Annotated in this window: 16 protein-coding genes; 5 read left to right on the top strand and 11 right to left on the bottom strand. The window is 43.8% G+C overall.

Annotation, left to right across the window (positions count from 1 at the left end):
* Positions 1-493: 493 nt before the first annotated feature.
* From VKA52_RS02350 to VKA52_RS02335, 4 genes are all read right to left on the bottom strand, one after another.
* Complete coding sequence (locus VKA52_RS02350; protein WP_326314043.1) at positions 494-1,513, bottom strand: MoeB/ThiF family adenylyltransferase; 1,020 nt, start codon at positions 1,511-1,513, stop codon at positions 494-496.
* A 21-nt stretch (positions 1,514-1,534) separates the two neighbouring features.
* The gene (locus VKA52_RS02345) at positions 1,535-2,335 is read right to left on the bottom strand and encodes an SDR family NAD(P)-dependent oxidoreductase (RefSeq protein ID WP_326314042.1); all 801 of its coding nucleotides are present in this window, start codon (positions 2,333-2,335) and stop codon (positions 1,535-1,537) included.
* Between the two features lie 190 nt (positions 2,336-2,525).
* Positions 2,526-2,681 carry a hypothetical protein gene (locus tag VKA52_RS02340; protein WP_167356080.1) on the bottom strand — a complete coding sequence of 52 codons (156 nt, stop codon included), beginning with the start codon at positions 2,679-2,681 and terminating at the stop codon, positions 2,526-2,528.
* A gap of 336 nt (positions 2,682-3,017) precedes the next feature.
* Positions 3,018-3,788 (bottom strand): LysM peptidoglycan-binding domain-containing protein, encoded by a 771-nt coding sequence (locus VKA52_RS02335; protein ID WP_442788815.1) that lies wholly within the window; start codon positions 3,786-3,788, stop codon positions 3,018-3,020.
* Positions 3,789-4,187: 399 nt separating this feature from the next.
* Here VKA52_RS02335 and VKA52_RS02330 point away from each other — a divergent pair, with 399 nt between their 5' ends.
* Positions 4,188-5,246 (top strand): class I SAM-dependent methyltransferase, encoded by a 1,059-nt coding sequence (locus VKA52_RS02330; protein ID WP_326314040.1) that lies wholly within the window; start codon positions 4,188-4,190, stop codon positions 5,244-5,246.
* 170 nt (positions 5,247-5,416) lie between these two features.
* Here VKA52_RS02330 and VKA52_RS02325 read toward each other — a convergent pair whose 3' ends face one another.
* On the bottom strand, positions 5,417-6,184 hold the full coding sequence (locus tag VKA52_RS02325; protein WP_326314039.1) for a MerR family transcriptional regulator: 768 nt from the start codon (positions 6,182-6,184) through the stop codon (positions 5,417-5,419).
* A 213-nt stretch (positions 6,185-6,397) separates the two neighbouring features.
* Here VKA52_RS02325 and VKA52_RS02320 point away from each other — a divergent pair, with 213 nt between their 5' ends.
* Positions 6,398-6,868, top strand: coding sequence for a DinB family protein (locus tag VKA52_RS02320; RefSeq protein WP_160917018.1), 471 nt, complete (start codon positions 6,398-6,400; stop codon positions 6,866-6,868).
* Between the two features lie 118 nt (positions 6,869-6,986).
* On the opposite strand, the gene VKA52_RS02315 is transcribed toward VKA52_RS02320, so the two are convergent.
* Together VKA52_RS02315 and VKA52_RS02310 are read right to left on the bottom strand one after the other, a co-directional pair.
* Positions 6,987-7,679: a peptidase E gene (locus VKA52_RS02315; protein ID WP_160917042.1), complete on the bottom strand. Its 693-nt coding sequence runs from the start codon at positions 7,677-7,679 to the stop codon at positions 6,987-6,989.
* Complete coding sequence (locus VKA52_RS02310) at positions 7,676-8,608, bottom strand: formate/nitrite transporter family protein (RefSeq protein WP_326314038.1); 933 nt, start codon at positions 8,606-8,608, stop codon at positions 7,676-7,678. The genes VKA52_RS02315 and VKA52_RS02310 overlap by 4 nt, the downstream gene beginning before the upstream one ends.
* 59 nt (positions 8,609-8,667) lie before the next feature.
* Here VKA52_RS02310 and VKA52_RS02305 point away from each other — a divergent pair, with 59 nt between their 5' ends.
* Complete coding sequence (locus tag VKA52_RS02305) at positions 8,668-8,874, top strand: hypothetical protein (RefSeq protein ID WP_326314037.1); 207 nt, start codon at positions 8,668-8,670, stop codon at positions 8,872-8,874.
* Between the two features lie 44 nt (positions 8,875-8,918).
* Here the strand turns inward: VKA52_RS02305 and VKA52_RS02300 are convergent, their stop codons facing one another.
* The 4 genes from VKA52_RS02300 to VKA52_RS02285 all read right to left on the bottom strand — a co-directional run bounded on the left by VKA52_RS02300 (position 8,919) and on the right by VKA52_RS02285 (position 12,939).
* Positions 8,919-10,403, bottom strand: coding sequence for an HD domain-containing phosphohydrolase (locus VKA52_RS02300; protein WP_326314036.1), 1,485 nt, complete (start codon positions 10,401-10,403; stop codon positions 8,919-8,921).
* Between the two features lie 196 nt (positions 10,404-10,599).
* The gene (locus VKA52_RS02295; RefSeq protein WP_160917045.1) at positions 10,600-11,052 is read right to left on the bottom strand and encodes a DUF4064 domain-containing protein; all 453 of its coding nucleotides are present in this window, start codon (positions 11,050-11,052) and stop codon (positions 10,600-10,602) included.
* Positions 11,053-11,069: 17 nt separating this feature from the next.
* On the bottom strand, positions 11,070-12,026 hold the full coding sequence (locus tag VKA52_RS02290; protein ID WP_326314035.1) for an ABC transporter permease: 957 nt from the start codon (positions 12,024-12,026) through the stop codon (positions 11,070-11,072).
* On the bottom strand, positions 12,019-12,939 hold the full coding sequence (locus VKA52_RS02285) for an ABC transporter ATP-binding protein (RefSeq protein ID WP_326314034.1): 921 nt from the start codon (positions 12,937-12,939) through the stop codon (positions 12,019-12,021). The genes VKA52_RS02290 and VKA52_RS02285 overlap by 8 nt, the downstream gene beginning before the upstream one ends.
* A 352-nt stretch (positions 12,940-13,291) precedes the next feature.
* Here VKA52_RS02285 and VKA52_RS02280 point away from each other — a divergent pair, with 352 nt between their 5' ends.
* Positions 13,292-14,434, top strand: a complete 1,143-nt coding sequence (locus VKA52_RS02280) for a conserved virulence factor C family protein (protein ID WP_326314033.1) — start codon at positions 13,292-13,294, stop codon at positions 14,432-14,434.
* Positions 14,435-14,446: 12 nt separating this feature from the next.
* Positions 14,447-14,875 (top strand): BrxA/BrxB family bacilliredoxin, encoded by a 429-nt coding sequence (locus VKA52_RS02275; protein WP_160916192.1) that lies wholly within the window; start codon positions 14,447-14,449, stop codon positions 14,873-14,875.
* Positions 14,876-14,887: the final 12 nt, after the last annotated feature.

Below are 14,887 nucleotides of genomic sequence, written 5' to 3'. Positions count from 1 at the left end.
CAAATCTCTTCTATAAAGAAGAAATGTTTTGACGTACTGGTTGGTTCGTTCAGTTTTCAAAGATCAAATGTTTTGTTTGCCGCTTCAAAACAGCGACTTAATTAATATATCATGTGTAGTTGTTTTCGTCAACAACTTTTTCATGATTTATTTTGTTAAGCCGTTGCGGCTTGCCGCTCTCTTAACGCGACAAGTAATAATATACCATGGCATTTTGGATGACGCAATAGGTTTTTTAATGTTTTTTTAGTTTTCTAGATCAATAGAATATACTTTATTTTTTTCTTCCTTATTATATAGAAGAAAAAAATAAAAGCGAGCAGGTCCCTGCTCGCTTTTAATAACGTCCTTTTCGTTTCCTCATAATTTTTTTAATGATCGGATATACCACAGGTCCATATTTGAACACTCGTTTTAGTAGTCGTCCCATGTTGCACTCTCCTTATTAGTTGTTGATTTATATATTCCCTTTTCTTTTCCTGGACAAACCATATCAACCACCAACGATTTTATGATACAACGCTTTTGCTTCCTTAATATCTTTTGTACCGTGAATCAATACACGGCCATCCCGGAAAAAAACCATGCGGTATTGTGAATTTTTATAGGATAACAAAAAAGGATTCTCCTGAGTCTCTCCGTCGGGCAGTCGCTTTTTCAACTCCTCCAGATCTCTTTGCCCCTTGTTACCCGGACGTATCTGCACGGTGTCTCTCCCGCATAGAACAGCAACCTTCGTTGTGTGGTTTCCTAATAGATAAGGATAGGTTGGTTCCTCTCCACAAGAGGGACAGCCTTCCGTTCTGACACGGGCGGTTTTAATAGAAGTATAGTCGTTATTCCAAAGATCGAAGGTAACCAGTTCTTTACGTATGGAAAGAAAATCCCCTACCAGCACTTTCAAAGCTTCTGCCACCTGATGGGCAGCGACCATTTGAACCGCCGGGCTAATCACTCCAACCGTATCACATGTAGCCGCACCGAGCGGGATGCTTCTCATCAAACATGACAAACAAGGGTTCATACCGGGGATGATGGTATAGGTCATCCCGTGGCTTCCTACGCACCCCCCATAAATCCAGGGGATTTTGTGTTTTTGTGTGAAATCGTTAATGAGCATACGTGTTTCGAAATTATCCGTTCCATCGATAATCAAATTGATACCTTGTGAATAGCTTTCAAGTTCTTCTACTTGAACATCATCTACTACTGCATGAATACGGACCTCACTATTCACTTTTTCCAATCGTTCTTTAGCAGCCACCGCTTTAGGCATACGGCTTTCTGCATCTTTTTCTGTGAATAACTGCTGTCTCTGCAGGTTACTGAATTCCACATAATCCCGGTCAATAACGGTTAATTTTCCTATCCCTGCTCTTACAAGCTGCTCTGAACTGCTTGTCCCCAGCGCACCAGCCCCGATCATGAGCACGTGCGATTCTTTCAGACGGCGCTGCCCTTTTTCTCCTATTGGTTGGAAGAGCTGTTGTCTTGAGTATCGTTCTCCTGGCAAAGGGCCCACCTCCTTATTTTCTTATCGCATAACGCTTCCTCCGGATATTTTCAAAGATTCGCCGACAATATTTGTCGATGCCTCCGATAACAAATAGACAATGGACCGGGCCACTTCAGCCGGTTCACTCAACTTTCCAGAAGGAATCCCGTGTTCAGCCGCTTTCCTTTGTTCTTCATAACTTCTTCCTTCCCGTTCCCCTTTTGAACGGATGGCTTCCTGCCCCATCGCTGTATCTACATAGCCAGGACATACGGCGTTGACGCGAACTCCATGTTCTATAGCTTCATGAGCGAAAGACTGCGTGAACCCTGTAATGGCAAATTTTGAAGCACTGTAAGCAGTGCCGGAATGCGTACCTCGCAAACCTGAAAGGGAAGACAAATTGACAATACTTCCACGTCCGTTTGCTTTCATACCTTTATAGACTTCCTGTGTAAAAAGGACAGTAGAGAAATAGTTAAGCTCCATCACCTTACGTAAGTCTTCCTCTTTTAGATCTTCAAGCGGTCCTCCACCAATGACGCCAGCCGAATTAACAAGCCCTGTTACCGTACCGACCGCCTCTCTCGCTTCCCGTACTACTTTTATCCGATCTGCTTCATTGTTCAAATCAGCGGTACTTATATAAACTTTCATTTCATCATTTATCGTAGCACATTCTTTTTTTAACGTGGCAAGCTTCTCCTCGTTCCGTCCAGTAATGGTCACATGACCTCCGGAACGAACGACTTCCTTAGCCGTTTCATACCCAATCCCACCTGTCGCACCAGTAACAAGAATGTGTTCCCCTTTTAAAGCTTCGCTTGAGAAAATATTCATACTTTCGCCTCCTTAGCGAATACGATAACCCAACCTTCATATATGTAAACCATCCTGAATATAAAAAATCAGCGCTTCATGACATATCTTGTCATTGAAACGCTGATCCACGGGACAACTCGTTTAAAATAGTCGACCATGTTGATTCTTTTTTTGTTACTTCTCATAGCTACCTCCACGACTTCTAATGCTATTTCCGCTTGTTGGTCTGCTTACGGAAAGAGAATAGAACCTTTCCACTCCGTGTACGCTTTACGCCTTTACCCTTTGATTGAACTTGTGCTTCCGGGCTGTTTTTATAATCCTGATCGAACAGCTCACGGGCTTTTGAGTATAGCAGAGTCATCGTGGTGTCCTCCCTTCTTTTCTTAGTATATAATTCGATTCCCCTTGATATTATTAGTAAAACTTCGTAAACGCAAGAAAAATTTATGTTTTATACGTTTTTTTCTAACTGGATCGCTTATTTAAGGAATCATCATTGCTGAACAATATCCGCGAGGGTTGATTTTCAAACCTATTTATGTGGAAAAATGTTATTTTTTATATTTTACAACGTCGGGTAGCCCGTATGAAAGAGAAAATTTTAAATAAATGTCCATTTTTATAGAGGGCGTTTTAAAACGCATACCAGCGGAAAAACAAAAAGAGACGACCCTTAACAGGATCGTCTCCATCTATATTATTCATATACTTTTACTTCTACACTTTTACGTCCAAAGTCAAGGGCATCAGAACGATCTGCCATGAATACATCGATACGGTTACCTTGGATTGCACCGCCGATATCGCCGGCGATTGCTTTACCATAACCTTCTACATAAACTTCAGAACCTAGTGGAATCACGTTCGGATCTACGGCAATAACTTTTTGATCTGGATTTGCTCTCAAGTCAATTCCAGTTGAGGTTGTTCCGGAGCAACCTTCACAGAATGCAGTATATGCGGTAGCTTCCATGTTCAATGTTTTAACCACACCATCATCTGCTGGTTGGCTGGATGTCTGCTCTGCTTCTGCTGTTTCATTGCTTGAGCCTTGGTCAGATGTGGACTGCTCTGCAACTGCTGCTCCATCAAGAGTTAGTTTTTCTCCCGGATAGATAAGACTGGAGTTAAGATTGTTCCAAGCTTGCAGCTCTTGCACGCTTACGTTATTTGCTTGTCCAATGCTGTAAAGAGTGTCTCCGGATTGAACCGTGTGAACGCTGCTGGAAGTTTGGGATTGAGCTTCTGCGTTTTGTCCTTCGTTAATAGAAAGTACTTGATTAGGGAAAATCAGATTAGAGTTCAAACCGTTCTCTTCTTTTATATCATTCACAGATACTCCATTGTTTTGAGCAATGCCCCAAAGAGTATCTCCTTTTTCTACTTTAATTTCATCTGCACTCACTGCTGTTGCTGTTACTGCCGAAACCGATGCGACCGCCGCCAAAGAAACAATTGTTTTTTTCATCATGTTAAATTTCCTCCTTGGTAAACAGCTCTCGCTCAGCCCTCGGCTAAGCGCTGTCTCAAAATCACAATTCCTACTGTAACACGCACAGCTCATATGCCAATAACAGGAACACAACAATAACTTTTCAAACATTACATCATCTTTACTTCAGTGTAATAATCCGGTTGTAATGGATAAATGTACCTACATTAAAGCCAGATGTGTCTCATTGCGTTTATACGTACAAGCCGAATCTAAACTCACGTTCTATATTAGGGAATATTTGTATGACCTGGTACACCAGATACTGTAAGACCTGGTCATACAATTATTGGGCTGTTGCAGAATGGTTGGTATTGTAAACGTTTACATTAGCGGTTATAGTTGTACTAAATGTTACGGAGAGGTGATTGGTCCATGTTAGGAGAAGCGGCGGTCAAACATTCAAGGATAACTAAACCTTATAGCGAAAAGCATATGGACGAAACGTTTTCCCACCCGCAATACCGTGTTGATCTTAGACGTTATTCAGAGAAAGAGTACAATAAGTTCTTACGCGTAAACACGGTATCTGATTGGTCTCTATTGTCATGGAAGGATGTAGGTAAACCTTTTGAAGTCACAAATTACTCCAAAGAACGGACGGAATGGGAGAAAAAGAATGATCAAGTGATGGATCCGCACACTTCATGGACCTATTTCAACAAATCTTTTCATGAGTGGTTCATAAAAGATGTACCTCAGGAAAAAAACCAAAGCAAAAAACATTTCTTGCGAAGCCTCACTTCATTTAAGCCTGTACAAATAAAACAAGCGATTGGTGATCTTGTTCAACTGCAGTTATGGAATTATGTCCATAGAATTCAGGATGGAATTTGGGACCCTCGTGGCAAAAGGGCTCTTTTTGAAGGATTGCATGTCGAGCGCCCTCGTATTCTCTTCCTAGGAGCGGCGGAAGGTTACGAAGCCATGCAGCTTGGGGCCATGTATCCAGGAGCAGAAATAGTCATGGTCGATTATGATGAGTTTTGCAAGACCACACGGTTTGGCGAATTCCCTGAGCATTATCCTTTCTTAGGGGAAAATCCTAAAACAGGACAGTGGAAAGTCATATATAAAGATGACCTGAACATCGAATATGTCGTTAACGATATACGCAACCTTGATTTCGGTAAAGAATTCGATATCGTCCTTTCCGTAGGTCTGCTGGAACACTTTCCTGACGAATACAAGCCGGAAGTCGCTGACTGGCACCGGCGCTTTCTAAAAGAAGGCGGCTATGCGATTATGACCACTCCCCGCAACCAGTTCCGCTCCCGTCTTTACTATCATGTCATGGCCGATGTGATGAACCATACCTACCGGGAACTCATGACTGTCGAACAAATGGGACTCTATATGTATGAAGCAGGATTTGACATCCTCAGACACGGTTACATCAAAGTACACAACGGGCTCATTTGCCAACCCCGTTAATATGTAAAAATATGTATGACCTGGTACGGAAGAAAAAGGAACCGATCGATTGAAAAAAACTCAGAAATAAAACCGATAGGCGCTATCATTTTAGCTGCGTCTATCGGTTCTTGATTTGTTGGGAATAATTGTATGACCTGGTCCTGCAATTATTCCCACCCCTTTAGCGGTTATATCTCTTTCTTCTGGTCGCAGTAAGCGTGCATGGCTTTACTTAGGAATTCGGCATAACCTTCTTTCCATTTGTCGATGTTTTTGGTAAAGCGGGGATCGTTGACGTACATATCACCCAACCCTCTGAAAATATCCAAACTGCACTTGTAAAAGTAATCAGTGATGTGCTGACGTTTTCTATCAATCAAATGCTGAACATCAGGATCAGAAGGGTCACGATCCATTAACTTTACAAGCTCGCGGTCAATTTCATCTCCTTCTTGCTGAATCTTCTCCCAATCTTCCTTTGTATATTGAGATGCTTTCTGTTTGGATTGCTGGTATGCGTCCGTGTCTCCCCAACGCTCCTCCACTTCTTTCTCATATTTTTTCTGATGGGCTTCAATCTCACTCTTATCAAACGGACGGAAACGGTCTTCATTTCCCATATGATCTTCTCCTTCCAACGATTGGAGTGTCTGATCCACCGACTGGATTAACCGCTCCAACCGTTTTTTCTTTTCTCTTAAAATTTCACGGTGGCGCTGCAATGCAACAGCTTCATCAAAATAAGGATCCTCAAGAATCTCCTTAATCCTTTTCAAAGAGAAATCCATCTCTTTAAAGAATAGAATCTGCTGAAGACGCGCCAACTCTTTTTCACTATATAAACGGTAGCCTTTTTCACTTACATGGCTCGGTGATAACAAATCGATGTGATCATAATGGTGCAGTGTGCGCACACTGACCCCTGTCATCTCCGCCATTTCTTTCACTTTAAACATCTGGTGATCACCTCACATTTAACGATAAGCTATGACGTAACGTCAGAGTCAACTTCTTTTTTAAAAAATCATATGTAGGTCTTTCTATGCAGAAAGCAAAAAACACTTAGGGCGATTTTCGTCGTTTCATGTAGTTTTCCGCTTCGAAAAGGGATTTAGTCGAAGGTCGGAGAATAAGAGGAGGAATAACAATTTTAATAAGGTTGTGTTCCTATGAATATGTACTGTCAGAGCGCTTTTCATCAATTAGAAATCGTTATAGCATCCATTTCCGAAATGGTCGGTCAGTTATCCGAAAAAGATTTGACCCTAAGACCCACAGAGGGAAAGTACTCCATTGGGGAATTGCTCGAACATATTGCAGCAATCCCTGCGGCTGATGGGCACATCGCAGAAGGGGCTTCAAAAGCAGAGATGGAGCACTTCTATGAAACGGTATCAATGAAAACAAAAGATGACATCTTAGAACGTCTATTTGAAAACTTCGCTCAACTTAAAACACAATTCGAAAACTACACCGAAGAGCATCTACACACAGAAACCACGTCCTGGTGGGGAGTGACGAATACACGTTTTGAATGGCTGATCCAAACAGTCGCCCATATGTACCACCATCGCGGTCAATTGCACGCCATGTTAGTCCACACCTATAAAAAAGATCCGGAAATCCTATTGTTTGAGTAGCGGCTAATATAACTGTACCAGGTCATCCATAATATGGATGACCTGGTACACCTTTTTCTTCCATTTATAATCACAAAAAAACACCCCCTTGCTGATCATTCAGCATGGGGGTGTTTCGTCAGCCTAAGTATTTCATTTCCAGTTCATTCTCTTCCACTTCCTGACCTTCCACTCTTACATAATAACCTTTTGCCCCTGGGCGTGAGCTCACGTTTTGCACAGGTTCTGTGTTCACGAAATGGACGGCCGCTCCATCATCCAGCGCATAGCCCGGACGAATCGATCCATCTTTAATAAAGGATGTGTAGGCCGGTTTCCGCTCGTCCTCCCCATCATAATGAGGGCAGCAGCTGCCTGGGAGAAATCCAAGGCATTCAAGTGGTTCCAGCTGGTCACCGTAGGAATCTGTCACTCCTTCATCAAACCAGCAAATGGCCCCTGCACTGATACCCGCAAGGACGACTCCCTGTTCCCACGCTTCTTTCATGATTTCATCTAACCCCCATTCACGCCAAAGGACGAGTAAGTTCTTCGTCGATCCTCCACCAACGTAAATGATGTCCTGGTCGAGTACGAATTTCCGTAAATCTCTCGTGGGTGGCTTGAACAAGGACAAATGAGTTGCTTCAGCCTTCTCTTTGAACGCTTCATAGAAACGTTCGATGTAACTATCCGCATCCCCGCTTGCCGTAGGGACAAAACAGATTTTCGGTCTTTCTTTTTCCACTTGATTCAACACATAATCATCCAACAGCGGGTTTTCTGGCTCCATTGAGAAGCCCCCTCCACCCATAGCTATAATTTGTTTCATCGTTTAGCCCCCTTCTTATTCTTATTTCTTCCCAGGGAGGTTTGAATGTCCTCTTTGTAAGCATAAGAGAACAAAAGAGATACCAATATGGCTCCTCCAATCAGATTTCCGATACTGGCAGGTACAAGGTTGAAGAAGATATATTCATACCATGTGTATTTATCAGAAGCCAAGAACCCCATACTGAAATACCCCATATTCGCAGCACTGTGCTGAAAATTACCCGCTACAAAAAGGACGACAGGTAACGTTGTTCCAAGGATTTTACCTGTTAAATCCCGAGCAGAGGTCGTCAGGAATGCCGCCATTCCGATAAGCCAGTTGGCAAGCACACCGGAAATCAGAACTTGAAACCATCCTTTGACTCCATGGTCCATAAACTTCATTTTATGATCCAAATACATCTCCAGTTCAGGATAGAAGGTACTGGCGAATGAGCCGGACGATTGGATCAGTACAGCCACAAGAAAGGCTCCAATGATGTTCCCGATATAAGTAGACATCCAGAATTTATAAATATTCGTTTTCATCAAACCTGCTTTGTTAAACAAGTAGGAGGGTAAAAGAACATTGATTTCCGTAAAAAGGACGGCCCCTGACATGAAGACCATCGAATATCCTGCCGCGAATCCCAGACCGGATAAAAGGTGATAGATTCCTTTCGTTTCAACCCCGACGGCAAGAAGTATGGAAAAGACGGCTCCGAACGTCATAAAAGACCCTGCCGTCAGCGCGAGTAGAAACTGAGCAGGGAAAGGCTTGTTTAAGTGATCCCTTCCCTTTTCACCAAATTCATCTACGATTTGGGACGGAATATAAAATTGCCGACCTGGCCGATCTATTTGCTGATTTGAATCATTGTTTTCTTTTACGTCTGCTTTCTGTTGTTCTTCCTCGTTTGCCACAGTCATCCCTCCAATGATTCTCACATTCCCGATTCCCTTAAAAAATAATCTCCCCTGTCTGTATAACCTGAAGCGTTTGAGAAATGGTAAGAAAAACAAGGAAAAGAGGAATGACGATGGCTAGAGATGAATTCTGCCTCGCTTGCGATGGAGAAGGTCTGCTGATGGATGATGAAGAGTGGCGCTATACTTGTAAAGTTTGCGGTGGCAGCGGTCTGCGCCCCCAGGAAGGAAGCGTCTATGATCGCCAGAGTGCGGATGTCGATGCAATGAATCGCTACCTGGACTAACTCCATAATATCTTTGAATAATAAGATAAAAAAAGCGCTCATCCTCAGCCGAGCGCTTTTTTACGTAAATCCTGTCTCATTTCAACTAAAAGCAATTCAGCAAAATACGGATCCCATTGTGTCCCTTTTCCTTCTTCTATGATCGCTAACGCTTGTGAGACCGGCATTCCCTGCCGATAAGGCCTGTCAGATGTCATCGCGTCAAACGCATCCGCTACGGCCATCAGACGGCCAAATAAGGGAATCTCATCCCCTGCAAGTCCATCCGGATATCCCTTCCCATCATACCGCTCATGATGATGACGCACTCCTGCCAAAACAGGAGTGAGGGATTCCGGCAGCTGAACTTGCAAGAGAATTTGAGCGCCGATGACCGGGTGCTCCTTAATTTTCGCGAATTCCCCCTCGCTCAAACGCCCTTCCTTCAGCAACACATCATCACGAATTCCGATTTTCCCGATATCATGAAGCAGCGCTGACTTTTTCAACAAGTCCAATTGTCTCTCATCAAAACCAGCCCTCCGCGCGATCAAGTCCGAGTATTCAGCTACCCGCTTCGAATGACCGGCAGTATAAGGATCACGTGCGTCGAGCGTTGCAGCAAATACGGTGAAAAAGCTCTCGAGCAGGCGTTCGTTTTCTTCGTCTCTTTCTTTTATACCGGTAACCATGTGATTGAATCCTGAGACCAACTCGGCAAATTCATCGATATACAAGTTATCCATCGAATTCATCTCACCTCGCCGCACATCTAGAAAGCGTTCGCTCAAATGCTCCATCGGCTCCTGGATGCTTCTATAGAGCAAGAGGGCAGCGAGCGCCCCGATCCCCATAACCACAAGAGCGATGATAGAAGCCCAGTTCCAATACCCATTCACCCCGTCCCCTTCAGACAGGCGGACTTGAGATGCCAGTAAGAAAAGAACGACAGGGAAAACTGCAGTAAACATGGAACTCAAAAACAACTTGGTCTTAATACTGATGGATGTTTCCCTTTTATAATCCATAAGGGCGCCTCTTTCATAAATCGAAGGCAGCAACAATTGTACTGCCCGGTCTGTCATAAAGAATTCTATCAAAGCATGCATGACAGCAATTAAGACTGCCCCCATCCATGCGTAACCTATGTAATAAAGCGGAAGGTCTACAAGTCCACGTTCGATTGCCCCCCAGGCTAAAAGGGAAGCAGGAATCGAAAGCCCTAGTAAGTGTGGGCCTAGAATCCGTTTCACCGTCAACTGAGGAAATTGATGCGCCCTAAGCAACGCACTCTTCACCTGCTCGGGGGCAGGTGAACCTTTTGCGAACAGTTGCTGAATAGGGCGGACATGGCGCTTGTACATCATAATCTCGGCCGTTAACATGACCCCGACAGACACCAGCATGACAAGGATTAAATACATCATTTCTTTCATTTCAAGCTGAAGCGTGTAGAAAATAAACAAGCTTCCAACACCGCAAACAGCTACCGCCGATCCCCATATATAATTCACCAACATACGTCTTTGGAAAAAGTGGAATGGTTCCATTCATTAAGCTCCTTCAATACATTCGTTTCTTCTCTCCTTATTCATTCAACAAAAATCGACGAATTCCTACATTTTCAAGCTCTCTATTTTATGAACTTTTCGTTACAACGGTTTTTCTCTCCTCCTATATGACGGGTCTACATTTTTAATGGATGACAAACAAAAAGCGCGGCTATAGAGCCACGCTTTTTCCTATCTAATAACTGATTGCTTCGTCTGTTGCTGTCTTTTTCGGTTTCCGGACGAGCGCAACAATTCCAGCGATCAAATAGGCTACACCTCCGAACAATCCCATAAAGACCGTAGCAAACGTAAAGATAATTGCGGAAATGATCAAAATGATTCCTGCTGCTTTCGGCTTCTTATTCCCTTTAAGGAATACGGCGGCGAGAATCCCTAACCCAATCGCAATCAAAGAAGCGATCAACACAAACATCGCGAATGACCCCATCATTTCAAACATCTGCGTCATATCTGTGGAACTCATTTCCCCTTCCATCTGGACTTCCGGGGAATTCATGAAGTTTTCAATTTCTTGTTGTATTTGCGGATTATCCGCAGAGTTTAACAATATCCCACTCAACAGAACGGGAAGTCCAAAAAGAACAATTCCTATGATAGTAAGAACGATTTCTACCGTACGTTTCAATTCCTTCTCCTCCTTTTTTATGATCCAGCTACGTCACGTTTCGTAAAGAACCCCCATGATAAAACCATGAATACTACATAATATACCGCTAAAACGGCGATGGAAAACCCAAGGGAAGTCCCGGATACGAATGGTGTCCCGGCCATATATTGACTCAAATCCGTATTGGCAAACAGGATATATTTCGCCCACTCTTTGTCCATGAAGAAAAGCACAATGGAACTCCCAGCCATCATGAGGAAAATCGCCAAGCCGATCGCAAGGGATGTATTCCTGAAAACAGAAGCGATCATAAACGCGAACGTAGCCATCATAATTAATTCTACAAAACTAAATAAGTATTGTGAAACAGTAAATGAAAAGATGCCGGCATCTTTAATCTCACCCGCTTGAGTATATACATACGTCTGAGAAATGCTGCCCATTCCAAACAATAAAGATCCTACTAAAAAGGACAACAGATATAAGATAAAAAGCATACCCAAAGCATAGATGACTACGGACACATATTTTGCTAAAAGAATCTTCGCTCTTGAAATCGGGCGGATCAATAAAAGTTTAATTGTCCCCCAGCGAAACTCATTGGCTGTAATTCCTGCCGCTACAATAATTGTGAATAGACTAACCAACGCAACAAGATCCCGGTTATCTCGAACGAAATCCCACGCATTATAGGGTGTCGGTTTCAAGTCATTTTCTATCCGGTATTGGTTCATCTCCACATTCGTATAAGCCGGGTACTGAATTTCCGGGGGTTGTTCCCCTGCAGAGATCAATTGCTCATTCTGCTGCTCCAGTTCCTGTTTCCAATTGTCTCCGGTCGGTCCTTCTCCACCCGTAATCGCATCATCGATTTTGAGAAGAGTCCCTATCCCCACAATTAAAACCACCAAAAGAATAGCCATGATCCACGTCGCTTTTTGATGATAGAGCTTCATCTGTTCATTTTTAATGAGTTGAAAAAAGTTACTCAATGGATCCCTCTCCAATCAAATCCAAGAATTTATCCTCAAGCGTAGAGCGGTTGACGTTCACACTGTATATCTGGATTCCTTTTTGCACGAGATTTGCAACAACGGTTGGAATTTTTTCTTTTTTTACGGTGAAGGTCAGAAGTTCTTCCTTTCGGCTCACTTCCTTGCCTGTCATCTCTTGAAGAGCAATCATCGTTTGATCTACAGGTGTTGCTTCAATGGATACTTCTTTTTCATCTGTTTGCTGGAGAGCATCCTGAACGGTTTGAATGGAAATCAGCTCTCCATTTTTGATGATGCCGATCCGATCACACATCATCTCCATTTCTGAAAGAATGTGACTCGAGACAATGACTGCAACCCCTTCTTCTTCTGCCAGTCTTCGGATATACGCACGGATTTCCCTAATGCCCGAAGGATCCAATCCATTTGTAGGTTCGTCAAGGATGAGTACGGAAGGTTTATGTAAAAGGGCCTGAGCAATTCCAAGACGCTGACGCATCCCAAGGGAATATTTTCCTACTTTTTCCTTCATCCGCTTTTCCAATCCAACAAGTTTCACAACTTCCTTGATCCGCTCCTCTGTAACACCAGGCATCATACGGGCATAGTGAACGAGATTTTTCCACCCACTCATGAACGGGTACATTTCCGGATTCTCTACGATTCCACCAACGTGACGGATCGCTCCTTTGAAGTTGTTCTGCACACTTTCCCCCTGGATGATCACATCCCCGTCCGTCATCGTCATCAACCCGACCATCATCCGTATAGTTGTTGTTTTACCGGCTCCGTTAGGTCCCAGAAAACCAAACACTTCACCGCCGTAGATTTCAAAATCCAAGCCTTTGATAATTGTTTTATTGCCAATTGTCTTTTTAACATTCTTCAACTGCATGACAGGCTCCGACATTCTTCCCCCTCCTTTTATTCAACACATCTAATGTACGTCACAGAATCAATCTGGTTTCACAATTCATGAAAAATTTTACAATGTTCGAGTATATGGCAGGATTGTTGAAGACTCAGTTTCGAGATGTTCTTTGTGTGGATGGGGGCTGCGCGGAAAGCGAACCATTTCCCGGAGCCCCTAGAATCACACAAACATCTCGAAACTGAGTCTTCCACTAAAGGGAGCTTTAGTTGCAGAAGGGGGCGGATGCATGGATGAGCTTGGGAATCTTTGATAAAATGAAAGCATGGAATGAGGGGGATCCCTCGGAACCGGATGGAAGTATGATTAGACCGTTAGGGGGTTATACTCAGTGAAAATCGTATCCATTGAACCGACACCTAGTCCAAATTCAATGAAAATCAACTTGAACGAGACTTTGCCGGACGGCGAAACTCACAATTATAAAAAAGATGATGAACTAAATAAGGCACCTGATTTTGTCCAGCACCTTTTTGAGATTGAAGGTGTCAAAGGCCTTTACCACGTGACAGATTTCATCGCTTTAGAAAGAAATGCACGCGTCTCCTGGGAAGCGATTCTTCCTGAAGTAAGGAAGGTTTTTGGATCGGAGTCAACGGAAGAAGCACCTTCACAAAAGCAGGAAGAACCGGATGAACATTTCGGGGAAGTCCGTGTATTCGTTCAGATGTTCCGCGGCCTGCCGATGCAAGTGAAGCTTGAGGAAGGCGAAGAAGAAATACGTGTAGGGCTTCCTGAACGTTTCATGGAGGCAGCTATGAAAGCAGCTCCCGCTTCTCCGAACATGATCATGGAGCGTAAATGGGCGGAACAGAACCCGCGCTATGGTGACGTGGCTGAAATTGGGGAACAGGTAAAAGAAGAACTTTCGGCAAGTTATGACGACGAACGACTGGAATATCTTGTTAAACAAGCGTTTGACCAAGAATCGGTTGATGTTGAACCGAAGGAAGAAAAGGCGAAAATCAGCTTGGAAACACTGGATCATGAGGATTGGAAAGTTCGCTATGCGGCTTTAGACCGAATGGATCCGACCGCAGACGATTACCGCCTGCTTGATAAAGCGCTGGATGATGAGAAGGCTTCAATCCGACGTCTGGCAACGGCGTATCTTGGAATGATTGAAGAACTCGAAACACTTCCCTATCTCTATAAGGCGCTCAATGACAAAACGGTCACCGTACGTCGCACAGCCGGGGATTGCATTTCGGATCTCGGCTTCAAAGAAGCGATGCCGAAAATGATGGAGTCTCTTTCCGATTCCAACAAACTCGTCCGCTGGCGAGCAGCGATGTACTTGTATGAGCTTGGCGATGAATCCGCCCTTCCTGCCTTGAAGGAAGCCGCTGATGATCCGGAATTCGAAGTTCGTCTGCAGATCAATATGGCCATCGAAAGAATTGAAGGCGGCGAAGAAGCTAAAGGATCCGTGTGGCATCAAATGACTCAAGCGACTAAGAAAAAACAACAATAGGAGGCTACAATTATGAACCCATATGAAGCATATATGAAAGAAATCTCCCAGCCGATGCGTGATGAATTGACGAACGCCGGTTTCACAGAATTGACGACCCCGGAGGAAGTGGACACGTTCATCAGCGAAACAAAAGGAACGTCCCTTGTAGTCATTAACTCTGTCTGTGGATGTGCTGCTGGATTGGCACGTCCTTCCGCACGCGAATCGCTCAAAAATGAAAAACGCCCGGATAACATTGTCACCGTCTTCGCCGGTCAGGACCGCGAAGCAACCTCACGTATGCGTGACTATTTGGAAGGCTACGAGCCGTCCTCCCCTTCCATGGCTCTTTTGAAAGATGGACAGGTGCTCCACTTCATCCCTCGCGAAGAGATTGAGGATTATGAAGTAGAAGAAATTGTAGAAAATCTCACGAATGCCTATAACCAATACTGTTAACAAAAAGTGCCT

It is taken from the genome of Halobacillus sp. HZG1 (assembly GCF_035818575.1).
Taxonomy (GTDB): Bacteria; Bacillota; Bacilli; order Bacillales; family Halobacillaceae; genus Halobacillus; species Halobacillus litoralis.
Note: the sequence above shows the minus strand (reverse complement) of the source record. Positions and strands in the feature narration are given on the sequence as shown.